We start from the raw sequence: 26,148 nt of genomic DNA, 5'->3' as shown, positions 1-26,148 counted from the left end.
TGCACGATGCATATTGATTAAAATAAAATTTAGGTGAGAAAATGAAAATAAGTTTAAAAGTTAATGGTGAAATCTATAATTTTGATGTAGACGAAAAGAAAAGATTAATAGATTTACTTAGAAATGATTTAAGACTAACAGGAACTAAAGAAGGTTGTAGCGAGGGCGAGTGTGGAGCATGCACTGTATTAGTGGATTCGTTAGCGGTTACATCGTGCACGATGCTTGCAGCACAGTTGGATGGTAAAGAAGTTATAACCATTGAAGGATTGGAACACGATGGTCAGTTGGATATTTTGCAAAAAAAGTTCGTGGAATGTGGCGCTGTTCAATGTGGTTACTGTTCTCCGGGTTTTATTATGAGTGCAAAATCTTTGATGTTACATAATATAAACCCAACAACTTATGAGATAAAAAGATATATTGAGGGAAATCTTTGCAGATGTACTGGATTTATGAAAATTTTAGAAGCTATTGAAAAAGCTTGTAAAGAGGTGGAAAAATGATATTCGCACCAAGGGATTTAAGTGAACTTTGTTATATTTTAGAAAATAAGGGCGACAATTATTATATCCTTGCTGGAGGAACTGATTTAATAATAAAAATAAAGAATAAAAAAATTGTCAATTACAATATCATTGAAATTACAAAGATAAATGAATTAAAGGGATTTAAGGAAGATGATACTAATTTTTATATAGGGCCTCTTATGACTATGACAGAAATCATTAATGAGAAAAGAATTAAAGAAAATCTCAGGTCTCTTTATGAAGCTGCTTATAAATTAGGTTCAAATCAAATTAGAAATCTTGCGACTATTGGTGGAAATGTTGCCAATGCATCTCAAAGTGCAGATTGTGTTTTGGCTCTTTTTGCATTAGATGCAAAAATTAAAATTTTAGATTCAATGGAAAATGAAAAGATTGTTTCTATTGAGGATTTCATTATTGGAAGAGAGAAAACAAATTTAAGTCAAAATGAAATTATTAAAGAAATAATAATACCTAAAAAGAAGGGATTAAATATTTTTAATAAAATTGGATCTCGTACAGGAGTAACAATTTCTAAAATTAGTTGCGCTATGAATTTTATTTTAAATGAAGATGGAAAGAAAGATACTAGAATTTTTTTAGGTGCTGTCGGGGTTAAACCTGTTAGGGCACTTGATTTAGAAAAAGTTTTTGCTAATCACGATTTTAAAAATATAAACTTGGAAATTCTACAACAAACTGGATTTAATGAGATTGAGAAAGCTATTCCAGAAAGAAGTTCTAAGTATTATAAGAGAGTTGCTATACAAGGATTATTAGAGGACATGCTCGAGGAATTGATAAATTATGAAAAATGATTTGAAATATGTGGGAAAAAGATTAATAAGAGATGATGCTTATGATCGCGTTCGAGGAAAGACAAAATATGTAACAGACATAAAATATGATGATATGTTATACGGCAAATTAGTTTTAAGTGAAAAACCTCATGCAAATTTTAAGTTTGATTTTTCAAAGGCTCTAAAAACTAAGGGAATATATAAAATACTAACCTATAAAGATGTACCTCATAATAAATACAATTCTATGGAATGGTTTACTGGTATAAATGGTGTAAAAGATGAAATGATTTTAAACGATAGGGCTAGATTTGTAGGAGATAGAATAGCTTTAGTATTAGGAGATAGCATAGAAAGTGTAGAAGAAGCAATAAAAAAAGTTGTGGTTATCTACGAAGAACTTCCAGTAGTAGCAACTATTGATGATGCAATTGAAGATGTAAATATTATCACAGGTAATACAAATGTCGCTTATGAAAACACTAAATCATGTGGAGATGTTGAAAAAGCTTTTGAAGAAGCAGATTATATAGTAGAAGATGAGGGAAACACAAGTAGAACTCATCATTTGGCAATAGAAACACATTCTGCTATGGCCACTGTTGATGAATTTGGCAATTTAGTTGTATCTAGCGCAAGTCAAATAGTATTTGCTATACAGATGCACTTGAGCAGAATTTTGAAATTACCTTATAGTAAAATACGAGTTAAAAAATCTAATATGGGTGGTTCTTTTGGTGGCAAACAACAACCTATGCTTGAGTTTATTGCAGGTTTTGTTGCCTATTCTGAAAAAAGACCAGTTCAAATTTATATGGACAGGGAACAAACTATAAAGGGAACAACTACTAGAAATCCAATGAGAATTCATATTAAAACTGCAGTGAATAAGGATGGAAAAATTTTAGGTAGAAAAATTGACACTCTTGTTGCTGGAGGAGCTTATGCTACAAATGCTTCTAGCATTGTAAATGCATATGCAAAAAAACTTTTTAGATTATATAAAATTTACAATCAAGAAGTTAAGGGTACTGCATATTATACTAATACTTTACCAGGTGGAGCTTTTAGGTCCTACGGAGGATCACAGGCTCATGCAATTTCAGAGATTAACATGGATAATGTTGCGAGAAAAATAGGGATGGATCCATGTGAACTTAGACTTAAAAATTTAGTAGATCCATACTGTGAGGATCCGGTAGGAGGACCTAATATTGGTGACGCTGGTATTAAAAGATGTGTAATTGCAGGTATGGAAAAAATAAATTGGAAGTACAATTATGAAAACTTAAAAAACAAAAACACAGATAGATATGCCTATGGTATTGGAATGGCTTGTGCATCTCATGGCAATGGTTATCTTGGAGCTTTTCCCGATTTTATAAATGTAGAGATGGTTTTAAATGCCGATGGAAATGTTTTGTGTAAAATAGCTGCTCATGAACAAGGCTGTGGAACTTTACAAACATTAAAACAAGTTGCGGCAGAAGCTCTTGACTTAAATCCTAAAAATATATTTATAACTGAAGCAGATACCTTCATTACACCATATGATGCTGCAGGAACTCAAGCTAGTAGAGTGAGTTTTGTAGCAGGAGGGGCTTTGAAAGAAGCTTCTGAAAAATTAATTGATTTGTTATTTGACACTTTAAATAAAGTTAAAAACATAAAAACTGAAGATATGTATGTTGAAAATGGATTTGTAAAAATAAAAAATAGCGATGAAAAATTTAGCTATGGAGAAATTTCACAGATTAGAGAAAAAAATTTATTTGATCATACTTCAGTATATGTAAAACACATACCAAAGGGAAATCCTGCAGTATTTGCAGCAGATTTTGCTCAAGTTAGAGTTGATAAAAAAACAGGATTTGTTAAAGTTGAAAGATTAGTTTGCGTTCACGATATTGGAAAAGCGATTAATCCAGCACTTGTAGAAGGGCAAATAGAAGGTGGGGCAGAATTTGGAATAGGAATGGCTCTATCAGAAGATATTGAAATAGACAATAGAGGTTATGTTAAAAACTCGACATTATCAAAATATCATGTCATTAATGTATGGGATATGCCAGAGGTAGAAGTAGTTTTGGTGGAAACACATGATAAAACAGCACCTTATGGAATTAAAAGTGTAGGAGAAATATCAGCTGTTGCACCTGCACCGGCAATAATAAATGCAATTAATCATGCCTTGGGAACTAATATAACTAATTATCCGGCAACTCCAGAAAAAATTATAGAAGCATTAAGTGAAAAAAATTAAGAGAGGTGAAAAAATGGAAAAACTTATTTTAAAGGGAGAAGCATTGTCCTTGGAAGAAATATATCAAGTTGCATATGAAAATAGGCTAGTAGATATATCTGAAGAAGCAAAGGAAAGAGTTAAAAAAGCTAGACAAATTTTGTTTGACATGGCTGCAGAGGGAAAACCAGTTTACGGCTTAAATAGAGGTGTGGGCTGGAATAAAGACAAAGAATTTGATGAGGATTTTTTTGAACAGTATAATAAAAATCTTTTAAATTCACATTGTTTGGGAGTTGGTCCCTATCATACAGAGGAACAAGTAAGAACTATTTTATTGATAAGACTTAATAAGGCTTTGATTGGTTGTACGGGATTAAGCTTAGATTTGCTTGAACATTATAAGAAGTTTTTAAATTATAGAATTCATCCAAGGATTCCAATGCGTTCTTCTATTGGAGAAGCAGATATTACAACTTTATCTCATATTGGACTAGCTTTTATTGGAGAAGAAGATGTTAGTTTCAATGGTAAAATTATTAATTCAAAACTTGCTATGGAACGAATAGGTTTAAAACCTGCAAAATTAGGACCAAAAGATGGATTAAGTATTGTTTCTTCAAATGCACAGGGCGAGGCAATGGCTGCCACTATAATAAAAGAAGTAAGAGAACTTGTAAAAATGACAAATTTAATTTTTTGCATGAGTTTAGAAGGATTAAATGGAGTTACGGAGCAGCTTCGTGAAGATGTAAATGCACTTAGAGGTTTTAAAGGTCAGATTGAATCTGCAAAAATGTGCAGAAAGTTTTTAGAGGGAAGTTATCTCTATGATTATGATGAAAATAGGGCACTTCAAGATCCTTTATGTTTTAGATGTGCACATGCTATAAACGGTTCAATATATGATGTTTTGGATTATGTCGAAAAGCAATTGCTAATTGCCATGAATTCAACAGATGACAATCCATGTATAGTATTAGAAGAAGGTTCTTCTTTTGTAAGTTCAAATTTTGAGGTAACATCTCTTGCTGTTGGGGTTGAAATGATAGCAACTGCATTAAGTCACCTATCAAAGACTTCATGTTATAGAATGATAAAACTTGCAGACCCAAGTTTTACAGGTCTTACAAGATTTTTAACTCCTAAAGAAGTAACAACAATTGCTTTTGGTACTATTCAAAAAACTTATACTATGTTAGATACTCAAAACAGAGGGCTTGCTAATCCATCTTCAATGGATTTTTACGCACTAGCTGGCGGAATTGAAGATCACGCATCAAATTTACCATTGGCATGTTACAAAATAATGCAAATGCTTGATAATATTTATTACATATTGGGAATAGAGGCAATACACGCTTGTCAAGCAATAGATTTGAGAGGGGATATTAAGCTTGGCAAGGGTACTAAAAAAGCTTACGAAATTTTTAGAAGGTATGTTAAATACTATGATAAAGATAGAAATATATCTAAAGATATTAAAAAAGCCTATGATTGTATTAAATCAAAAGAATTATTAAATATATGAGGTAAAATATGGAAAATAAAAATTTAAACAAAAAAGAGATAAGATGGCAAGTATTTATACCAGGATTCATACTTATATTGTCGGCTGCAATAATTGGTCTTGTAAACAACAAAGCATTGTCTACAATATCAAATAAAATTTTTACTTGGTCCTTAGATAATTTTGGATGGTTATATCAAATTTTAACAATATTCGTACTTATTCTAACTTTTGTAATATTGTTTTCTAAAGTTGGAAAAATTAGATTGGGTGGAGCTGATGCAAAACCAAAGTACTCCTTTAAAACTTGGTTTGCAATGACATTAACTGGTGGGGTTGCTACGGGTATAGTAACTTGGGGAGTTAACGAACCCTTAATTTATTATGGAAATATATGGGGAGAATTAGACAAATTAAATATACGTCCCTTTTCTGAAGAAGCATTGAGATTTGCTATGGGAAGGTGTTTTTACAACTGGACTTTTGCACCTTATGCTATTTATGCACTTATTGGTGTATTAACTGCTTATATGTATTTTAACAAGAAACAACAATTGTCAGTTACAGCTACTCTTACGCCTTTGTTTGGAGAAAAAATAAAGACTTCAAAAGCTTCAACAGTAATTGATGTTTTATCAATGCTCGGTGTAGCTTTAGGCTTGTCTTCTGGATTCACTGTATGTTTAGTTCTTTTAACAACAGGACTAAAATCAGGATATGGAATTGAACCAACGATGCCATTATTTATAGGTATTGGAGTTTTAATAGTAATTTTATTTTGTATGTCCTCATATGCAGGATTAAGTAAAGGATTGGCAAAAGTTGGAAACTTAAATGCTTATTTTTACTATGGATTGTTGATTTTCTTATTTATAGTTGGACCAACTTTATTCATTTTAAGAAACTCAACAGCAGGTATGGCTGAATGGTTAAATAATTTTTGGAAATGGGGATTAGACCCAATAGACATTGGTGGAGAACCTCTCGTTAGATCATGGACATTATTTGACTTTGCAGTTTGGATTGCTTATGCACCAGTAACAGGAATATTTTTAGCACAAATTTCTTATGGTAGAACTATTAGAGAATTTTTGACAATAAACTTATTATTACCAGCAATTTTTGGAATAATTTGGTTTGGAGTTTGGGGCAACAACGCTTTATTTATGCAAATGAATGGTAAACTCGACCTAGTTAGTGCTATCGCAAATACTAATGCAACAATGGCATTGTTTGAATTTATAAAAAGTTTGCCACTATCATTTATAATAATACCTATAAACTTATTTGTAATATTGATGTCCTTTGTTACAGCTGCAGATGCAACTTCAACATCTATTGCATCAATGTGTATGAAAAATATTCCTATAGGTTCTGAAGCTCCAGGACTTATGAAAATAATCTGGGGTTGTACAATAGCTTGTATAGCTATAATAATGGCTGCATTTGGCGGCGGAGAGCAAGGGGTTCAAGGAGTTAAAGATTTAGCGGCAGCGGGAGGCTTTGTAGTATTATTTATCTTTATTCTACAAGTAATTTCTGCAATTAAAACTTTCTTCTTTGATGATATAATAGAATAGAATGAAAATATAACTTTAAATGCTTAACAGTGTTTAAAGTTATATTGAATTTATAGTGTTTGAAGAATTTAAGGAGTATTTTAATGAAAATAAGTAGAATGAGCATTCGAGAACAAGTTTTTGATTTGATAAAAGAAAAGATTTTAACTAAGGAATATAAATTAGGCCAAGATGTCAATATATCTGAACTAACTAGAGAATTTTCTGTAAGCAATACTCCTATTAGAGAAGCATTATCATCTTTATACTCATTAGGACTCATTGAAATAAAAGAAAACAATAAGTATAAAGTAATTTCATTATCTGAAAAAGAAATAATTGATCTTAATAACACGATTTTAATATTACTTTTAGGTGCGTTAAATATTATTTTAGAAAACAATCAAGAAAAATATTTGGAACAACTGCTGGAAAAAGCATTTGAAGCAAATAAGGAACAACATGATAACAACAATAAATTTGATTACAAATATATACGGACATCAATAAACTTTGACAGACAATTTGTCGTTGCTACAAATAATAAATATTTAATAAGAGAATTTGACGACTTATCTGATTTATTAATACTAACGTCTTCATATAATAAGAAAGTATTTAAAGATAAACATTTCGAAGATCACAAACTTATGCTAGAGTATACTAAAAAAAATGACATGTCAGAAGTAAAAAAATTATTAAAAAATCATTTTAATAAGGGAGTAATTGACATGAATTATAGTGAGTAATAGAAATATTTTTGAAGGGGTGGTAATTTGATAGATATTATAAAAGATGCTATAAACTTGTGTAGAAAAAAAGAACCCTTTGTAATGGCATCTATAATTTTTAAGCATGGTTCTGCTCCAAGAGAAGTTGGAGCAACTATGTTAATAACTGAAAAGGGATATTACTCAGGCACTATTGGTGGCGGAGAACAGGAATTTCAAGCTATAAATCATGCAAAAAATTTAATTTCTACAAAAAAATGTGATCAACAATTTTATGAAGTTTCTAAAGAGGTTGCTGCTGAAAATGGAATGGTATGTGGCGGACAGACTAGAGTTAATTTTCAATATATAGACATAGAAAATTACAAAAATGAGGAATATTTTGAGAAACTTATATCAGAAGTAGAGGATCATAATGTTTATCTTGTATATGATATTTCAAGGGAAGATTCTAATTTTGGAATTGCAATTGAAATCGATGGAAAGTTATTCCCATTTACAGGGGAAGAAAATCCAGAGAGAAATTTATTTAAGATAAAAATAAAAAGACCTATGAGGGTTTTTATTTTTGGAGGAGGACATATATCTAAAGCCACTGTCAAAGTGCTTGATTTTTTAGGGTTGAATATAAGTGTAGTTGACGATAGAGAAGACTTTATAAGTCAAAAAGAGTTTGACAAAACTAAAAGGATAGTAATAGATTTTGATAAACTTGATTCTATTGATATTGAAAAAAGTGACTATGTATTGATTATGACTAGAGGGCATAAATACGATATTAAAGTTTTGGAAAGTGTATTAAAGAAGGAACCTTATTATATTGGCGTTGTAGGAAATAAAATAAAAGCTAAAAAGTATAGAGAACATTTTTTAGGCGGGAGCTTAGAAGGTGAATATGAAAAGAAAGTTCACTTGCCAGTGGGAATGAAAATATCGGCTCTAACGCCAGAAGAAATTGCAATAAGCATAGCTGGTGAAGTTATAGAAAGTTATAGGACAAATGTATGAACGATAAAATAAAAAATTATGAAGTTAATGCTATTATTTTAGCTAGCGGATATTCAAAGAGATTTAAAGAAAATAAGTTAAAGGCTGAAATAGCAGAGAAAAAAATTTACTCCTATGTTTTAGATTTAATTGAGTCAATTCCATTTAAGGATAAAATTGTTATAACTAATGATTCTGAGATTATAGAATACGCAGTTAAAAAGGGAATTAATTATGAAAAAAATCCAAATGCAAATTTAGGAAAAAGCGAATCTATAAAGTTAGGAATTGAAAATTCAAAAATCGACTCAAAGGGCTATATGTTTTTTATGGCGGATCAACCTTTTTTAAAAGAAAAATCAGTAATTAAATTATTAAATGAATTTGAAAGTAATCTTGATAAAATTATTTTTCCTAAATTCGCTGGCAAAAAGGGTTCTCCTGTTATAATCCCAATCTCATTAAAAGAAAAACTTTTGGAATTAAAAGGCGATGAGGGCGGTTCTATATTTATTACAGAAAAAAACTCAATTTCTGTTGAAATGGAAAGTGAAATAGAAGGTAAGGATATTGATAGTTTAGAAGATTATAATAGTCTTTTAAATTATTTTAATAGGAAAAATTAAAAAGAAATAAGTAAAATATAAAAGTGTATTTTAACATATTATAGGAGAAGGTTTATAGGGATGAAAGAAGTTCCAGTAGAAAAATCAGTTGGCATGGTACTTAGTCACGATATAACAGAAATTATAAAAGATAAATTTAAAGGACCAAGGTTTAAAAAGGGACATATTATCAAAGAAGAAGATATTCCCATCTTAAAAAAAATTGGAAAAAAAAACATATATATTTTTGAATTAGAAGAAGGCATGATCCACGAAGATCAAGCAGCTGAATATTTAAGAGATATGTGCATGGGGGAAAATATGTATGCCAAAGGTCCTAGTGAAGGCAAATTTGATGTGTTTTCAGAACCTGATGGATTATTAAAGGTTGATATTGAAAGACTATTAAAAATTAATATAGATCCTCAAATGATGGTAGCGAGTAGGCATAATAATATGCCGGTAAAAAAAGATGACAAAATTTTTGGAACTCGAATTATACCCTTAGTAATTGAACAAGAAAAAATGGAGTCTAAAAAGGCAGAGATTGGCAAGGAACCGATTTTTAATATTTTACCTTTTATACATCAAAAAGTTGGACTCATAACTACTGGTTCAGAAATTTTTTCGGGCTTAATAAAGGATACTTTTAGTCCAGTGGTAAAAGAAAAAGTAAAAAAATACAATTTAGAAGTTACAGAGCATGTTTTAGTTTCAGACGATAGTGACGACATTGAAAGGGAAATAAAAAAGATGCTTGATAAAGATGTAGATATTATTATTTTGACTGGTGGAATGAGCGTCGATCCCGATGATAAAACTCCAAAAGCTATTACAAATGTAAGTAAAAATTTAGTTACTTATGGGGCACCAGTGCTTCCGGGTGCAATGTTTTGCTTAGGATATTCAGATGAAGGAAAACCTATTATGGGTTTGCCAGGTTGTGTAATGTATGAAAGGTCAACTATTTTTGATCTTATTCTACCAAGGATAGCTGCAAAAGATTTAGTTAAAGCCGAAGAAATTGCAAGGCTGGGACATGGCGGACTTTGTCTACAATGCAGAACTTGCACATATCCAGAATGTTCTTTTGGAAAGGGAGTTTAAAATGGATTTAAGTCATTTTGATAAAGACGGCAGGGCAAGAATGGTGGAGATTTCTGAAAAAGATATTACTAAAAGAATTGCAGTTGCTAAAGGTAGGATTTACACATCTAAAGAAGTTATTAAAAAGATAGAGGAAGGAACTGTTAGAAAGGGCAATGTTTTAGCTGTGGCAAGAGTTGCTGGCATAATGGCTAGTAAAAGGACATCAGATTTAATTCCTATGTGCCACACTCTTATGCTAACTGGTTCTGACATAGATTTTGTTATCAATAGAGAAGAATCCTATGTTGAGTCAGAGGTTTCTGTTAGAACAGTAGGTAAGACTGGAGTAGAGATGGAAGCTTTGACAGCTTGCTCAGTTTCACTTCTTACAATTTATGATATGTGTAAGGCAATAGATAAAAATATGGAAATTTCTAATATTAGACTTATTCATAAATCGGGAGGAAAGTCAGGCGATTTTTATAGGAGTTTATAAATGAGAGATAGGTTTGGAAGGGAAATTGATTATATTAGAATATCTTTGACAGATAGATGCAATTTGAGATGTAAGTATTGTATGCCTGAAGAAGGCGTAAAACTACTTAATCATAAAGATATTTTAAGTTATGAGGAAATTTTAATCTTGTCCAAAATATTTATATCGCTAGGAATTAAAAATTTTAAATTAACAGGCGGAGAGCCATTAGTAAGACGAGATGTTTGTAATTTGGTAAAAGAGCTAAAAAAATTAGAAGGCATTGGAGAAGTTACAATAACAACAAATGGTGTTTTACTTGAAAAATATGGGAAAAATCTTATTGACTCGGGAATTGATAGAATTAATGTTAGTTTAGACAGTTTAAATCCAATTAAATACGAAGAAATCACAGGAAGAAATTTTCTCAATAAAGTTCTTGGGGGAATTAAAGTGCTTTTAGCAGAAAATTTTGAAAGATTAAAAATTAATACAGTTCCCATGAAACCTTTAGACAGAGAAGATATAGAAAATTTAATTTATTTAGGGAAGGATAATCCAATTGATATTAGGTTTATAAAAATTATGCCCATGGGAATTGCAAATTCAGAATTAGGGTATAGCAAAAAAGAATTGCTACAAATAATTGAAAGTATTTTAGGAAAATCTAGTCCTATTGGTGAAAAAAAGGGAAATGGACCGGCTGAATACTATTCTTTTCAAAATTATAGATCTAATATAGGTTTTATAGATGCTATTGATAATAAGTTTTGTAGTGAATGCAATAGAATTAGATTATCGGCAACTGGATTTATAAAACTTTGCCTTTATTATGATTTAGGCGAGAATATCAGACCCTATATTTATTCTTTAAGTGAAAATGAGCTAAGAGAAAAAATTAAAAATATTATTTATAATAAACCTCTTATGCATCATATGAATGAAAGTTTAATTCAACGTGATAAAAAAAATATGAATCAAATAGGAGGATAAAATGCCAAAAATTTGTGCTTTATGTATAAGTGAAAAAAAGGGCACACAAAAATACGCAAAAGAGTCCGTAGAAGTTGTAAAGAGATTTGGACTTTTAAATGATGCACATGCTGGAAATTGGCACAGGCAAGTCTCACTTTTGTCGAAGGAATCTGTTGAAGAATTTGAGAAAACAAAAGAAGGATTAAAAATTCCTGAAGGGGCATTTGGCGAAAATATTTTAATTAAAGGATTAGATTTTGATAAAATAAAAGTCGACACTGTAATAGTTTCAGGAGATGTTAGACTGCAAGTTACACAGATTGGAAAAGAATGTCATAAGGGATGTAGCATAAGAAATAGCGTTGGAGATTGTATTATGCCAAGAGAAGGCGTTTTTGCAAGAGTTTTGCATGGAGGAGTCCTCAAAAAGGGAGATGATATTTCTGTTGAATTTTATACGCCCTATAAATTAGGAATTATTACAGTTTCAGATAAGGGTTCGAGAGGAGAAAGAGTTGACGAATCGGGAGACGAAATCGAAAGAATTTTTTCTGAAAAGGGATTTAAAATTTCAGCTAGAACAATAATCCCAGATGATAGAGAAATTATTTCTGAAACTATAAAAAACTTTACAGATAAATTAAAATTAAATTTAGTTCTAACTACTGGTGGAACAGGTTTTTCGCCAAGAGATAATACTCCAGAAGCGACATTAGATGTTTTAGAAAAAAATGTACCTGGAATTGCTGAAAATATGAGACTATATAGTAGTAAATTTACAGACAAAGCAATGTTGTCAAGAGCAGTTTCTGGAATTAGGAAAGGGTCGCTTATTATAAATTTACCCGGTTCATTAAAAGCTGTTAGAGAAAATATTAAAGCTTTTGAAGGTCCGCTAATTCACGGTTTAGATATATTAAATGAAAATGTAAAAGATTGTGGAGGGAAATAAAATGAAAAAAATATTTTTTATTGTATTGATTGCTACAATGGCATTAGGTTTAGTTGCTTGTGGAAAAGATGAAAAAGAAAGTTCAGACAAAAAAGATGAAAGTGGCGAACTATATATATCAGCAGCGGCTTCATTACAAGATGCATTAAATGAAATTACTGAAAACTATAATAAGGATAATAAAGTAGATTTTAAACTTAATTACGGTGGTTCAGGAGCATTACAAACTCAAATAGAAGAAGGAGCAAATGCAGATATATTTATATCTGCTTCTGTAAAACAAATGGACGCACTAATTAAAGGAGGCTTTATTGACGAAAATGAAAAAGTGAATTTATTATTAAATGATGTAGTTTTAATTACTCCTAAAGAAAATAAAAGCCAAGTAAAATCAATTGATGATTTAGCAACAGATAAGGTAAAACTAGTTGCTCTTGGAGATCCACAAAGTGTTCCAGTAGGTCAATATTCACAAGAAATTTTAAGCTTTTATAAAATAGCAGACAAAGTTAACTCAAAAACATCTTATGCAAGTGATGTTAGACAAGTCTTAAATTGGGTTTCAACTGGTGAAGCTGATGCAGGATTTGTATATAAGACAGATGCCATGCTAAAAGATGCAAATGTAGAAATAGTTGAATCAGCACCAAAGGATTCACACAAACAAGTTATTTATCCTGTGGCACCTTTAAAGGAATCTAAAAACAAAGAGCTTGCTGAAAAATTTATCCAATATTTAAAATCTGAAGAAGCAATGAAGATTTTTGAAAAGTATGGATTTGGCAAAGTTGAAGCATGAGCCCCTTATTAATTTCACTTTTAACAGCTTTACTGGCTAGTGTTATAAATTTTTTCTTGGGGATTGGTTTAGCTTATCTAGTTATGAATATGAAAAGGGGAAGATCCTTAGTAGATGGATTTCTAACTCTTTCTATGGTTCTTCCGCCAACTGTTGTTGGATTTTTTCTGTTAATAATATTTGGAAAGAATTCTATAATAGGAAGGGCCTTAGGAAGTTTAGGAATTAGTATTATTTTTACTCCAACAGCAGCAGTTATCTCTGCCATAGTTGTCAGTCTTCCAATAATGTATAGGACGAGTTTAGGAGCTTTTGAACAAGTTAATGAAGATATACTATTTGCAGCTAAGACCCTTGGAATTTCAAAAATGAAAATTTTTTGGAAAATTTTATTACCACTTTCAGTGCCAGGTGTGCTTTCTGGTTTAATACTTACCTTTGCCAGAGCACTTGGTGAATTTGGTGCGACAATAATGATAGCGGGCAATATACCTGGAAAGACACAAACAATGTCCACAGCTATATATTCTGCAGTACAGGCAGGCAATAGATTGCTAGCTTTCAAATGGTCAATAACCATTGTAATTATATCCTTTAGTTCAATGATACTTGCAAATTCATTGTCGCAGAAACTTTTTAGAGAAAATTAGTATGATAGAAATAAACATAAAAAAACAAATTGGAAATTTTAATTTAGATGTTAATGTAAAGAGCCAAAATAAAATTTTAGGGATTTTAGGCGAATCGGGCTCTGGGAAAACTATGATTTTAAAGTGTATTGCAGGTCTTATAGATCCAGATGAGGGCTATATAAAATTTAATACAAAGTATTATGACTCTTCAAAATCCTTTTCTATGAAAACAGAAAATAGAAAAGTAGGCTATATGTTTCAATCTTATGCCTTATTTCCAAATATGACGGCGGAAAAAAATATTTATTTTGTTTGTCAAGATAAGAAAAAGACAAAGGAATTATTAAAAAAAGTTGGATTATATGAAAAAAAAGATTTATTTCCAAAAAATTTGTCTGGAGGTCAAAAACAAAGACTTGCTATGGCGAGAATGTTATCAATAAATCCAGAAGTTATTCTTTTAGATGAATCATTTTCAGCATTAGATTCTGTCTTGAGAGATGAGATGGAGAAATTCATCAAAGACTTGATTACTAATTATGATATAACCACTATTTTAGTTTCACATAATAAAGAAGAAGTTTATAGATTTAGCGAAGATGCTTTAGTAATAAAAAATGGACATATAGAGGATTTTGGAAGTAAAGAAGAAGTATTTTTCAATCCTAAAAATAAATATTCAGCTAAACTTGTGGGTTTTGATATTTTTTTAAGTCAAGATAAAAGGAAAGATTTTGAATTTAAAGAGAAGCCAGGTCCAAATGTTGCCATTAAGTCAAAAAATTTAAAGATAAAGGATGGCAGTAATTTTATCATCGAATCTAAAGAAGATGATTTAGAAGGATATTTTTATAATGTTAAAAACAAAAACACAGAAAAAATATTTAGAATAAAGTCAAATTTAGATTTAAAGATAGGGTCGGAAATAAATATTGAAGTTATCAGTTTTGTTAATATTCACTTGTAAATTTTCTAGTTTTAACAGAAATTTAAAAAATTAATATTATCAATTCTATAATATTCTTGAAAAAACAATTTATAAATAATATACTAAAACTGCATAAACTAGAATAATTATAGGTGGGTTTTATAATAAAAATGAAAGAAATAAATGTAAATGACATTGATAATATCGAAGATGCTTACATCATTGATGTCAGAGAAGATGTAGAATTAAAGGAAACTGGAACTATTAAGGGTGCTATACATATTCCAATGATGATGGTACCAAATAATTTAAATAAAATTCCAAAGGATAGAGAGATTTATATTTTATGCAGAAGCGGCAGAAGGTCTTACGAAGTTGCAAGCTATCTTTGTGAACTTGGATATGACGCTGTTAATTTAGCTGGCGGAATTTTAGAATATAAAAATGAATTAATAAAATAAATATTTAAAGATAGAAAAATTATTTTATTTAATTTGATTATTTCAAGCTTTTTTATTATTTATGTGTTATAATACTTAAAGAAAGAACTTGAGGACCGAGTGAATCTCGGTCTTTTTTTGTTCAAAAAAAGAATTAGGAGAATATATTGAGATTTAACGAATTAAAATTATCTAGTGAAGTTTTACAGTCAATTGAGGAAATGGGTTTTGAAAATCCATCGGAAGTACAGGAAAATACAATTCCAGAAATATTAGAAGGTCATGACCTTCTTGCACAAGCACAAACTGGAACAGGTAAAACAGCTTCCTTCGGTATTCCAATGATTGAAAAAATCGAAGATAATAATTATGAAAGTTTGCAAGCTCTTGTCTTAGTTCCTACTAGGGAATTAGCTAGACAAGTTTCTAATGAATTGCAAAAACTTTCAAAAAACAAAAAATTTATAAAAGTCGTAGCTATTTATGGTGGTGCCGATATGGGTAAACAACTTAAAGAGCTAAAGAGGGGTGCAAGTATTGTCGTTGGTACTCCTGGAAGAATTATGGATCACATGAAAAGAAAAACTATTAAACTAGATGATTTGAAATTCTTAACACTTGATGAAGCAGATGAAATGTTCGATATGGGTTTTAGAGATGATATGAAGACTATTATCGAAAAGACAAATAGGAACAGACAAACTTTATTTTTCTCGGCAACTTTTGACAATAACATTAAGGAGTTTTCTAAACTATATCAGAAAAATCCCAAAAGAGTTATCATTGAAAAGAAAGAATTGACTGCAGAAAAAATTAAACAATATTATTTAGAATTAAACAGAAATATGAAAACTGAAATTTTAAATAGGTTGATTTTAATTAACAAACCAAAAAAAGCAATTATTTTCTGTAACACAAAGAGAATGGTTGAAAATCTTGAAGGGGAAATTGCACAAAGGGGATACAAAGTTGATTCTCTTCACGGCGATATGCGTCAATCTTCAAGAGATAATGTCATGAAAAAATTTAGAAATAACTCAATTGACATTCTTATCGCAACAGATGTTGCTGCACGTGGTCTTGACGTTTCTGACATTGACATAGTTTTCAACTATGACCTTCCACAACAAGCAGAGTATTATGTCCATAGAATTGGTCGTACAGCAAGAGCCGGCAAAAAGGGCGTTTCCTTTACTTTTATCACTAACAAAGATTACTCCAAGTTTAGAGAAATCGAAAAGTATGCAAATATCAAAATGGAAAAGATGGAACTACCTACTAAGTATGATGTTGAAAAAGAAAATATGGAAAACTTATTTAACAAAGTTAATAACAATATTTTAAAAGCTAAAGACAATGTAGATTACACAGAAGTTTTAAATAAACTTTTATCAGAAGGTTACAGTCTTTACGACATAAGCGCATCGCTTTTAAAAATGGTGAACGAGTCCTCAAGAAGCAAAAAAATTACTGAACTTGATAAAGTTGATTTTGGCAAAAAATTTGAAATGAATAAGTCCAATAAATCAGAAAACTCTAATAGAAAAAGCAGAGATAAAAATAATGGCAAAATTAAAAAAATAAAGGGACCAAAAATTTTTATAAACAAAGGCAAGAGAGATGGCATTGATTCTCGAGAAATTATTAGGCTTTTAGGCAAGCATACAAATGTAACTCCAAGTGAAATTGGAAAAATTAATATAATGCAAAACTTTACTTTTGTAGAGATTCCAAAAAATATGATTAAAGATGCAATAAGGGATTTAGACGGCAAAAAAGTCAAAGGCAAATCACTTAAAGCTGAATATTCAGAAAAATAATTAAAAAAATTTACAAAAACTCCTCATGTGAAAAAATCACATAGAGGAGTTTTTGTTTGCACTAAGTATTATTTTTTAATTAAAAAAATAAAGAAAATTAAAAAATTACTTGACAACGTTTACTCTATAATATATATTATAAGCAAGTAATTCGTATATACATTTTAAATACGTAAATACGAACTAAAAAGCAAGATAGTTTTAAAATTAAAAAGTGACTGAATTATAAGGAGGTCAAAAATGCCTAGTAGATTTGTATTGAACCCAATAAGTTATCATGGATATGGTGCTTTAGCTGGAGTAAAAGATGTAGTAGAGGATAAAAGATTAAAGAGAATAGTTGTTTTTGTGGATGGATTCTTAAAAGAAAACAAGATATCTGACAAAGTAACAAAATATTTAGACCAAGTTGATGGTTTAGAATATACATATTTCACAGATATTAAACCAAATCCGTCAATAAAAAATGTACTTGACGGGTTAAAAGTTTTAAAAGACTTTGATGCTGATGGAATAGTTGCTATAGGTGGTGGTTCAGTAATGGACTGTGCAGCAGGTGCAGCTATTATAAATACAAATCCTGAATTTGAAGATGTTAGAAGTTTAGAGGGAGTAGCTGATACCAAGAACCTTTCAACACCAATTATTGCAATTCCTACTACAGCAGGAACAGCAGCAGAAGTTACAATAAATTATGTTATAACAGATGAAGAAAGCCAAAAGAAAATGGTATGTGTAGATCCACATTCAATTCCAGTAGCAGCAATAGTGGATCCTGAAATGATGGAATCTATGCCATATGGCTTAACAGCATCTACAGGAATGGATGCCTTAACTCACGCTATAGAAGGTTACATAACAAAAGACGCAAATGATCTTTCAGATATGTTCCATATTAAGGCTATAGAATTGATAGCAAAATATTTACCTAAAGCTTGCGAAAATGATAAAGAAGCTAGAGAAAAGTTAGCATTAGCTCAATATGTTGCAGGTATGGGATTTTCAAATGTAGGGCTCGGATTAGTACATTCAATGGCTCATCCACTTGGAGCATTATATGATACTCCACACGGAGTTGCAAATGCAATCCTTCTTCCAACAGTTATGGAATATAATGCAGAAGCAACTGGTGAAAAATATAGAGATATAGCAAGGGCTATGGGAGTTAAAAAAGTGGATGAAATGAGCCAAGAAGAATATCGAAGAGCTGCAGTTAAGGCTGTAAAAGATTTATCTATAAGTGTTAAAATCCCAGAAGATTTAAAAGATATAGTTAAAGAAGAAGATATAGAATTTTTAGCTCAATCAGCTATGGATGACGCATGTAGACCAGGAAACCCAAAAGATCCTACAAAAGAAGAAATAATTGAACTTTATAAGAAACTTATATAGAAACAAGTAAAATAAAATATAAATAAAGGAGATAAAAATGGATTTAAATTTAAAGGATAAAGTATATATAGTAACAGGTGGTTTAAAAGGAATCGGTAGAGCTATAGCTTTACAATTAGCAAGAGAAGGTGCAGTTCCAGTTGTATTAAACAGAAAAAATAATGTAGTTGAAGACTTCAAAGCTGAAATGGAAAAAATCACTGACAATTATTCTCTTTACTTTATAGACTTAAATAATACTGAAGAAATAGAAGGAATAGTTAAAGACGTAGTTGAAAAATATGGAAAAATCGATGGTGTTGTAAACAACGCTGGTAAAAATGATAACTTATCTCTTGAAGAAACAAGTTGGCAAGAATTTGAGAAATCAATCCATTCAAACTTAACTCACTATTATGAATTAGTCCATCAAGCTATCCCTTATATAAAGGATGTAAAGGGATCTATAGTAAATATTTCATCAAAAACAGCTGTTACAGGGCAAGGTAAAACTTCAGCTTATGCAGCAGCAAAAGGTGCTATATTAGGATTAACAAGAGAATGGGCAGCAGCTTTAGCAGAAGATGGAGTAAGAGTAAATGCTATAGTTGTATCAGAGTCATGGACACCATTGTATAAAGAATGGATAAAAACATTTGGTGATGAAGAAGAGCAACAAGCAAGATTAAAATTAATAACAGATAAAATACCTTTAGGAAAAAGAATGACAGATCCAGAAGAAATAGCTGATACAGCTTGCTTCTTATTATCAGAAAGAGCTTCACATACAACAGGACAATGGGTTTACGTTGATGGAGGATATGTACATTTAGACAGAGCATTAAGTTAATAACGAACTGAAAAGGAAATTTAAAATGACTGATAGAATAAATAAAAATAGACAATCTAAAGCCAAAATTGCCATATACTTGGTGACATTTCTATTCTTTGCTTGGGGACTTACAATGAACCTAGTTAATGCCTTAAATACTCCAATGGCAAATTACATGGAAATATCATCAACAAAGGCAAGCTTACTACAAATGGCCTACTATGGAGCTTATTTCTTTCTAGCTATACCTGCATCAGTAGTAACTAGAAAGTATGGCTATAAAGTAGGAATGATGATGGGATTATTACTTTTTGTAATAGGTGCTGTTTTGACGATTCCTGCAACCTATAAAATGAGTTATGGAATATTCCTATTTGCAATGTTTGTAACGGCATCAGGAGCTGCAACACTTGAAACAAATTGTAACCCATATATAACAAAACTTGGCGATCCAGAAAAAGAATCTTTCAGGTTAAACCTTGCCCAATCATTTAATGGTGTAGGTAATATAGTTGGACCCTTTATACTAGGATCTCTTATAGGAGAAACAGTAGCTCCTAACCAAGCAGGATTTGAACAAGCAAAGGTTGAATTTTTATCGGGAACAAGAATTATATATATTGGAATTGCCATAGCGCTTGCTATAGTGTTCTTATTATTCTTCTTAATAAAACTTCCAAGTCCGGATAATGACGAAGAAATGGCGAATAATGAATCGACATTTGTTGCATTAAAGAGACTTTTTAAAATCAAACACTTTAAACAAGGTGTAATTGCAGCCTTTGTATTTATAGGATTACAAGTGGTAGGTATGTCTTTATTTTCAGCATATGCAATGGAGTTTTGGGAAGGAATGAGTGTAGGAACTGCTACCAAATATCTTTCAATAGTTTCACTATTATTCACTTTAGGAAGATTTATAACTACACCATTAATGAATAAAATAGAACCTAATAAAATCTTAGGTGTATATATGACTATAACGGCAGTTTTGATGATTATAGTAAGTATAGGATTAGGTAAATTCTCAGTAGTAGCTTTCATAGTAGCATACCTATTTATATCAATTGGTTTTCCAACAATATATTCATTAGCTTTAGTTGGAATAAAAGGAAATGACGCTAAGACAGGTGCATCAATTCTAACTATGAGTATAGTAGGAGCTGCTCTTATACCAGTTGTTATATCTGCCATAGGAGAAACATTTAATCTTCAAATAGCTATGGCAACAACAATAATAGGATTTATATATTGTGCTTGGTATGGATTTATTGGTTCAAGAAGGAGTTAATAATGACAGATAATAAAATTAAACTTATAGACACACACTTTCACGTTTGGAACCTAGATAAGCAAAACTTACCTTGGTTAGAAGATGTTCCAGCTTTAAAAAAATCTTATTTAATTGAAGATTACATCAATGAATATAAAAAACTAGATAATGTTATATTAGAAGGCGGAATATATGTCGAAGTAGATTCAGACAATCCAATACTTGAAGATGAGATTCTTTATGAAGAAAAAGCAAATAATGACAAAATACTTGCAATAGTAGCAAGATCAAAAGTATCACCAACTATGAGAGTCCCTCTTTTTGCAACAGGAATAAGACAACCACTTCATACAGGAGATGCTCCAAAAGGAATGTGTCTTGAAGATTCTTTTATAGAAGGTATAAAAGAACTTACTAAAAACAATATGACATTTGACTCTTGTAATAGAGTAGATGAGCTTTCAGATTTGGTAAAAATGATGGAAAAAACTCCAAATGCCAAAGTTGTTTTAAACCATTTAGGAAACGTTGAAGGATTGACGGATGAGTACAAAAATAATATGAAAGCTTTGGCAAAATTCCCAAATCTTTATGTAAAAGTATCAGGATATAAAACAGAAGATAAAGAATTTGTAAGAGATTTACTAAGTTTTGTAAAAGATACATTTGCAAAAGATAGGTTAATATATGCATCAAACTGGCCAGTTATTAATATTTACTCTAATTTAAAAGAGCATATAGATTTACTAATAGAATCATTTGGCAATGATGAAGACTTCTTCTATAACAATGCCAAAGAATGCTATGGGTTATAAAAACAATTAAATAGGGTTTTGGACTTATTTAAATTATTTTTAATAGTCAGGAGGATATTATGATTTTGAATTTTTTGAAAAAAGTTCCAGCTGGTATGATGATAGTGCCAATGTTTTTATCAGCTCTGATAAATACATTCTTCCCAGATATGTTACAAATAGGTTCATTCACTACTGCAGTATTTACTAGTGCGGGAACAGCGGCAGTACTTGGAGTTCAGCTTGTATGTATGGGAGCTCAATTAAGAGTAAAAGAACTTGCAGAAGTAGTTAGAAGGGGTGGAGTTTTACTTATTTCAAAATATGCCATAGGAGCCTTTCTTGGCATAGTAATTGGAAAACTATTTGGAATGGTAGGAATATTAGGTCTAACAACACTTGCAGTTATAAGCGCTATAACTAATTCAAATGGGTCAATGTACTTGGCTTTAAACGTTGAATATGGAGATGAAGTAGACCAAACAGCTATGAGTTTATTAGCTATAAACGATGGTCCTTTCTTAACGCTTATTACACTAGGAGCTAGTGGACTTGCTCAAATTCCAATAGTTTCTTTAATCGCAGTAATAGTTCCTATTTTATTTGGTATGTTTATAGGAAATATTGACAAGAAAATGAGTGAGTTTTTAGAACCAGGGATAGGTTTGCTACTTCCCTTTGTAGGTATAACGCTAGGTGCAGGAATAGATGTAAAAGGAATAGTTGCAGGTGGAGCACCTGGAATATTACTAGGATTAATCACAGTATGCATAAGTGGACCTTTTGTGGTACTTTGTGACAGAATATTTAATAAGAGACCAGGATATGCTGGTTGGGCAGTTTCATCTACAGCAGGTAATGCCATAGCAGTACCAGCAGTAGTAGCATCTATAGATCCTTCATGGGCTCCATATGTAACATCTGCAACAACTCAAGTAGCTGCTTCAACAGTTATGACAGCAATATTAATCCCGATCATAACAGCTTGGTGGGCTAAAAAATATGGCTGCCCAAAATATCCGTTGCCAGGACAAGATTTTAGTAAGAAAGATTGGAAAGTAAAATAATAGGAGAACAATATGATAAATGCAGTAATTATAAGTGAAAAAGATAATGTGATAGTAGCTATAGAACCAATAAAAAAGGGTGACATAGTAGAATTTAAAGATTTAAATGGAAATATTAAAAGCATAAAAGCTATTGATGATATAAAAATTTATCATAAATTAGCTTTAACTGACATTAAAAAAGGAGAACCTGTTATTAAATATGGAGAGCATATTGGATTTGCATTAAATGATATAAAAACAGGAGAACATGTTCATGACCATAATATTGAAGGCAGACGTGAAGATTTAGAAGCTATAGAATAATAGGAGGATTAATCACATGACTAGGACGTTTTGGGGATATAAAAGAAGTGACGGCAGAGTAGGAATAAGAAATCATATATTGATTTTACCCTGCTCAGTATGTGCATCAGATACAACTAGAATTATTGCAGGACAAGTTAAAGAAGCAGTTACATTTAATATGCAATTAGGTTGTTCACAACTAGGAAAAGACTTTGAATATACATTGGATACAATTTCTGGATTTGCGGCTAATCCTAATATATATGCAACAGTTTTAGTTTCTTTAGGTTGTGAGAATGCTCAGCTTAATTTAGTTAAGGGAGAAATTGAAAAAAGAACAAACAAACCACTTAGATCTGTTATAATTCAAGAAGAAGGTGGAACTTTAAAAGCGATTGAAAAAGCTACAAGATATGCTAAAGAATTTGTAGCGGAAGCTAGTATGGAAAGAAGAGAGGAATTCCCAGTTTCTGAATTGATCATGGGGACAGAATGTGGCGGTTCAGATCCAACAAGTGGATTAGCTTCAAACGTATTAATAGGAAATCTTTCAGATAAAATGGTTGAAAATGGGGGTACAACAGTACTTAGTGAAACAACTGAATTTATTGGAGCTGAACATATTTTAGCAAGAAGAGCTAAAAATGAAGAAGTAAAGAAAAGAATTTATGATATAGTTCATAGATATGAAGACCATATCCAAATGAATACAGGGGAAGAAGTTAGAGAAGGTAATCCATCACCAGGAAACAAAGAGGGTGGACTTACAACACTTGAAGAAAAATCATTAGGTTGTATTCATAAGGGTGGTACAACTACTGTAAATGCAGTATATGATTATTCAAAACAACTTAAAACTAAAGAAGGCTTAGTTATTATGGATACTCCTGGGAATGATCCATCATCAGTAGCAGGAATGATTGCTGGCGGTTGTCAAATAATAGTATTTTCTACAGGAAGAGGAACCCCAACAGGAAATCCGATAGCACCAGTTGTTAAAATCACAGGAAATAGAGAAACTGCAAAAACTATGGCAGATAACTTGGATTGGGATGCTAGCCCGACGATTTATGGAGAAAAGACTATGGATGAGCTTGCAGATGAATATTTTGACGAGTTAATCGATTTTTGCAACGGAAAACTGACAAAGGCTGAAGCTTTGGGCTATACAGAGATAGCTATTCAAAGAGGGGCAAATTTTGTTTAAGAAAGATTTTAGGAGGACTTTATGTGTGAAATAATAGTACCAGTTGTTACAATATTTGATGAAAATGAAAAGCCGGATTTCGAAGAAAATAAGAAAGTCATAGATTTTCTTATTGAAGGTGGTGTTGATGGAATTCTAGTACTTGGAAGTACTGGAGAATTTACAGTTTTAGACTATGAAGATAAATTACAATTTGCTAAAGACTACTATGAGTATACAAATGGCAGGGTTGATTTATATTTTGGAAGCAATTGTGCTTCATTTGAAGATACAGTAAAGCTTAGCAATGAAGCTATAAAAATAGGCTATAAAGGTGTTATGGTTATGGGACCATATTATTTTGCTATGGATGATGAAAAAATCTTTATATATTATAATGAATTAGCAAAAAAAGTTAAGGGAAATGTATATATTTATAATTTCCCAGCTAGAAGTGGCTACTCTGTAAGCGGAGAGGTGTATGCAAAACTTGTAGAAGAAAATTCAAACATAGTAGGTCTTAAAGATTCAGTTGCAGACCCAATTCATACTAATAAGCTACTAAGGGCTACGGAAGGTCATAAGACAAAAATTTACTCAGGATTTGATGACCAATTCTTATATAACCTTTCAACGGGTGGTTCAGGATGTATAGGTGCTCTTTCAAATTTAGTACCAGAAATATGGTCAGATCTTGTTAAATCAACAAAGGAAAAGAACTTTGATAGAGTATATAAACTATCTAATTTAATCCATAAATTAATGCCTCTATATGATTTAGATAGTAATTTTTCGAACTTGTTCAAAAGATTGATGGCAGTAAGAGGGGTAGATATCTCTTCTAGGTCAATATTTCCATACAATCAACTTTCAGATGAAGTATTTGAAAAGGGCAAGTGTATCTTAGAAAAAATAGTTAAAGAGTACGAAGAAATCAAGTAATTGTGATATAATATTCCGTGATTGGAGGAATAATGGAATATAAATTGCACAAACCTACTCTTAGAGTAGTAAAAATTCTTGATTTAATAAATAATTATGAAAATGGTCTTTCATTTTTAGAGATATCGACAAAATTAGAAATTCCAAAAAGCACATTGAGTCCAATATTAAAAACACTAGAAATTACTAATTTTATTGAAAAAAATGATAAGGGATGCTATATAGCATCCTTTAAACTTTTTCAATTAGGACTATCCTATTCAGGAAGATTAGATAGTCTTTCAATGATTAAAAAGCAGATGGAGATAGTTGTTGATAAAATTGGAGAAATAGTTCAATTTGGAGTTCTTATAGATGATATGGTTTTATATCTAGAAAAGGTAAGCGCACCAGATAATATTGAAATAGTAAGTTCTGTGGGAAAGAAAATTCCAGCTATATACACGGCACTTGGAAAGGCACTTTTATCTGGTTTTAGCGATGAAGAAATAATAGAAAAATTTAAAGACTATGAATTTGTAAAATATACAGAAAACTCAATAACAAACATTGACAGACTACTTGATGAAATACATATGGTAAGGGAAAAGGGATATGCGGTAGAAAAACAAGAATTTACCCTTAATACTTCATGTGTAGCTGTACCTATTAGAGAAGATGGGATAATTAAGGGAGCAATGTCTGCTACTTATCCAATTTTTAGAAAAACTGAAGATACAGAAGATTTTATCTCTAAAGTTTTATTAGAGCAAAAAGAAATTATAGAAGATATTATAAAGATTCAAAATTTGAAATTAGATTTTACAAACAGTGAGCAATAGAGGTAAATTATGAAATTATTTTTTATAGAAATAGAAGGCTGCAAAGAAATAGCTGTTGAAATAGACTATAAATTATACCTACTTAAAGATTTTGGATATGATTTTAAAGACATAAATGAATTAATAGATAGTGAAATAAATCTTAAAGACTTATGTTTTAATAATCAAAAGGAAATCAAAAATGAATATAAAATTTTAAGCCCAATTGAGTATCCAAAACAAGATATAATCTGTATAGGAATGAATTATATAGATCACAAAGATGAAGTAGAAAAAGTATCAAAAAAAGATTTTTCCAAAGATGTAGATACTATATATTTTTCAAAAAGAGCCAATAAAATTTTAGGAAATAATGACTTTATTCCAATAAATAGTGAAATAACAGAAAAACTAGATTATGAAATTGAACTTGCTGTAATTATTGGAAAAGACGGGAAAAACATAAAAAAAGAAGAGGCAAATAATTATATATTTGGTTTTTCAATTTTTAATGATTTATC

Annotated in this window: 27 protein-coding genes; all 27 read left to right on the top strand. The window is 30.8% G+C overall.

The window, feature by feature from the left end; genetic code table 11:
• Positions 1-41 precede the first annotated feature (41 nt).
• Positions 42-506, top strand: coding sequence for a (2Fe-2S)-binding protein (locus MR285_RS08300; protein ID WP_293559852.1), 465 nt, complete (start codon positions 42-44; stop codon positions 504-506).
• Entirely contained in the window at positions 503-1,348 is an 846-nt protein-coding gene (locus tag MR285_RS08295) for an FAD binding domain-containing protein (RefSeq protein ID WP_293559851.1), read from the top strand. Before MR285_RS08300 ends, MR285_RS08295 begins: the two co-directional genes overlap by 4 nt.
• Positions 1,338-3,593 carry a molybdopterin cofactor-binding domain-containing protein gene (locus MR285_RS08290; RefSeq protein ID WP_293559850.1) on the top strand — a complete coding sequence of 752 codons (2,256 nt, stop codon included), beginning with the start codon at positions 1,338-1,340 and terminating at the stop codon, positions 3,591-3,593. Before MR285_RS08295 ends, MR285_RS08290 begins: the two co-directional genes overlap by 11 nt.
• 13 nt (positions 3,594-3,606) lie before the next feature.
• On the top strand, positions 3,607-5,103 hold the full coding sequence (locus MR285_RS08285; RefSeq protein WP_293559849.1) for a histidine ammonia-lyase: 1,497 nt from the start codon (positions 3,607-3,609) through the stop codon (positions 5,101-5,103).
• Between the two features lie 8 nt (positions 5,104-5,111).
• The gene (locus tag MR285_RS08280) at positions 5,112-6,662 is read left to right on the top strand and encodes a BCCT family transporter (RefSeq protein WP_293559848.1); all 1,551 of its coding nucleotides are present in this window, start codon (positions 5,112-5,114) and stop codon (positions 6,660-6,662) included.
• Between the two features lie 83 nt (positions 6,663-6,745).
• Positions 6,746-7,390: a GntR family transcriptional regulator gene (locus tag MR285_RS08275; protein WP_293559847.1), complete on the top strand. Its 645-nt coding sequence runs from the start codon at positions 6,746-6,748 to the stop codon at positions 7,388-7,390.
• Between the two features lie 27 nt (positions 7,391-7,417).
• On the top strand, positions 7,418-8,380 hold the full coding sequence (locus MR285_RS08270; protein WP_293559846.1) for an XdhC family protein: 963 nt from the start codon (positions 7,418-7,420) through the stop codon (positions 8,378-8,380).
• A complete protein-coding gene (locus tag MR285_RS08265; RefSeq protein ID WP_293559845.1) occupies positions 8,377-8,985 on the top strand; it encodes an NTP transferase domain-containing protein in 609 nt (202 codons plus the stop codon). The genes MR285_RS08270 and MR285_RS08265 overlap by 4 nt, the downstream gene beginning before the upstream one ends.
• A gap of 60 nt (positions 8,986-9,045) precedes the next feature.
• Entirely contained in the window at positions 9,046-10,071 is a 1,026-nt protein-coding gene (locus MR285_RS08260) for a molybdopterin-binding protein (RefSeq protein ID WP_293559844.1), read from the top strand.
• 1 nt (position 10,072) lies between these two features.
• The gene (moaC, locus tag MR285_RS08255) at positions 10,073-10,549 is read left to right on the top strand and encodes a cyclic pyranopterin monophosphate synthase MoaC (RefSeq protein WP_293559843.1); all 477 of its coding nucleotides are present in this window, start codon (positions 10,073-10,075) and stop codon (positions 10,547-10,549) included.
• A complete protein-coding gene (moaA, locus tag MR285_RS08250; protein WP_293559842.1) occupies positions 10,550-11,521 on the top strand; it encodes a GTP 3',8-cyclase MoaA in 972 nt (323 codons plus the stop codon).
• A gap of 1 nt (position 11,522) precedes the next feature.
• Positions 11,523-12,455, top strand: a complete 933-nt coding sequence (locus MR285_RS08245) for an MOSC domain-containing protein (RefSeq protein WP_293559841.1) — start codon at positions 11,523-11,525, stop codon at positions 12,453-12,455.
• A 1-nt stretch (position 12,456) separates the two neighbouring features.
• Positions 12,457-13,254, top strand: a complete 798-nt coding sequence (gene modA, locus MR285_RS08240) for a molybdate ABC transporter substrate-binding protein (RefSeq protein WP_293559840.1) — start codon at positions 12,457-12,459, stop codon at positions 13,252-13,254.
• On the top strand, positions 13,251-13,904 hold the full coding sequence (gene modB / locus MR285_RS08235; protein ID WP_293559839.1) for a molybdate ABC transporter permease subunit: 654 nt from the start codon (positions 13,251-13,253) through the stop codon (positions 13,902-13,904). Before modA ends, modB begins: the two co-directional genes overlap by 4 nt.
• Position 13,905: 1 nt before the next feature.
• Entirely contained in the window at positions 13,906-14,853 is a 948-nt protein-coding gene (locus MR285_RS08230; RefSeq protein ID WP_293559838.1) for an ATP-binding cassette domain-containing protein, read from the top strand.
• A 131-nt stretch (positions 14,854-14,984) separates the two neighbouring features.
• Positions 14,985-15,275 carry a rhodanese-like domain-containing protein gene (locus MR285_RS08225; protein WP_293559837.1) on the top strand — a complete coding sequence of 97 codons (291 nt, stop codon included), beginning with the start codon at positions 14,985-14,987 and terminating at the stop codon, positions 15,273-15,275.
• Between the two features lie 146 nt (positions 15,276-15,421).
• Complete coding sequence (locus MR285_RS08220) at positions 15,422-17,074, top strand: DEAD/DEAH box helicase (RefSeq protein WP_293559836.1); 1,653 nt, start codon at positions 15,422-15,424, stop codon at positions 17,072-17,074.
• 240 nt (positions 17,075-17,314) lie between these two features.
• A complete protein-coding gene (fucO, locus tag MR285_RS08215; RefSeq protein WP_293559835.1) occupies positions 17,315-18,466 on the top strand; it encodes a lactaldehyde reductase in 1,152 nt (383 codons plus the stop codon).
• Between the two features lie 37 nt (positions 18,467-18,503).
• Positions 18,504-19,295, top strand: a complete 792-nt coding sequence (locus MR285_RS08210) for an SDR family oxidoreductase (protein ID WP_293559834.1) — start codon at positions 18,504-18,506, stop codon at positions 19,293-19,295.
• An 82-nt stretch (positions 19,296-19,377) separates the two neighbouring features.
• Positions 19,378-20,568, top strand: a complete 1,191-nt coding sequence (locus MR285_RS08205; RefSeq protein ID WP_293559853.1) for an MFS transporter — start codon at positions 19,378-19,380, stop codon at positions 20,566-20,568.
• 2 nt (positions 20,569-20,570) lie between these two features.
• Positions 20,571-21,365, top strand: a complete 795-nt coding sequence (locus MR285_RS08200; protein WP_293559833.1) for an amidohydrolase family protein — start codon at positions 20,571-20,573, stop codon at positions 21,363-21,365.
• 59 nt (positions 21,366-21,424) lie between these two features.
• Positions 21,425-22,411 carry a 2-keto-3-deoxygluconate permease gene (locus MR285_RS08195; RefSeq protein ID WP_293559832.1) on the top strand — a complete coding sequence of 329 codons (987 nt, stop codon included), beginning with the start codon at positions 21,425-21,427 and terminating at the stop codon, positions 22,409-22,411.
• A 12-nt stretch (positions 22,412-22,423) separates the two neighbouring features.
• Positions 22,424-22,717: a UxaA family hydrolase gene (locus tag MR285_RS08190; protein WP_293559831.1), complete on the top strand. Its 294-nt coding sequence runs from the start codon at positions 22,424-22,426 to the stop codon at positions 22,715-22,717.
• Between the two features lie 16 nt (positions 22,718-22,733).
• Positions 22,734-23,906 (top strand): UxaA family hydrolase, encoded by a 1,173-nt coding sequence (locus MR285_RS08185; RefSeq protein ID WP_293559830.1) that lies wholly within the window; start codon positions 22,734-22,736, stop codon positions 23,904-23,906.
• A 21-nt stretch (positions 23,907-23,927) separates the two neighbouring features.
• Positions 23,928-24,827, top strand: a complete 900-nt coding sequence (locus MR285_RS08180; protein WP_293559829.1) for a dihydrodipicolinate synthase family protein — start codon at positions 23,928-23,930, stop codon at positions 24,825-24,827.
• A gap of 32 nt (positions 24,828-24,859) precedes the next feature.
• Positions 24,860-25,648 (top strand): IclR family transcriptional regulator, encoded by a 789-nt coding sequence (locus MR285_RS08175; protein WP_293559828.1) that lies wholly within the window; start codon positions 24,860-24,862, stop codon positions 25,646-25,648.
• A gap of 9 nt (positions 25,649-25,657) precedes the next feature.
• On the top strand, positions 25,658-26,148 hold a 491-nt coding region (locus tag MR285_RS08170), incomplete at its 3' end, for a fumarylacetoacetate hydrolase family protein (RefSeq protein ID WP_293559827.1).

It is taken from the genome of Peptoniphilus sp., from assembly GCF_022767005.1.
Taxonomy (GTDB): domain Bacteria; phylum Bacillota; class Clostridia; order Tissierellales; family Peptoniphilaceae; genus Peptoniphilus_A.
Note: the sequence above shows the minus strand (reverse complement) of the source record. Positions and strands in the feature narration are given on the sequence as shown.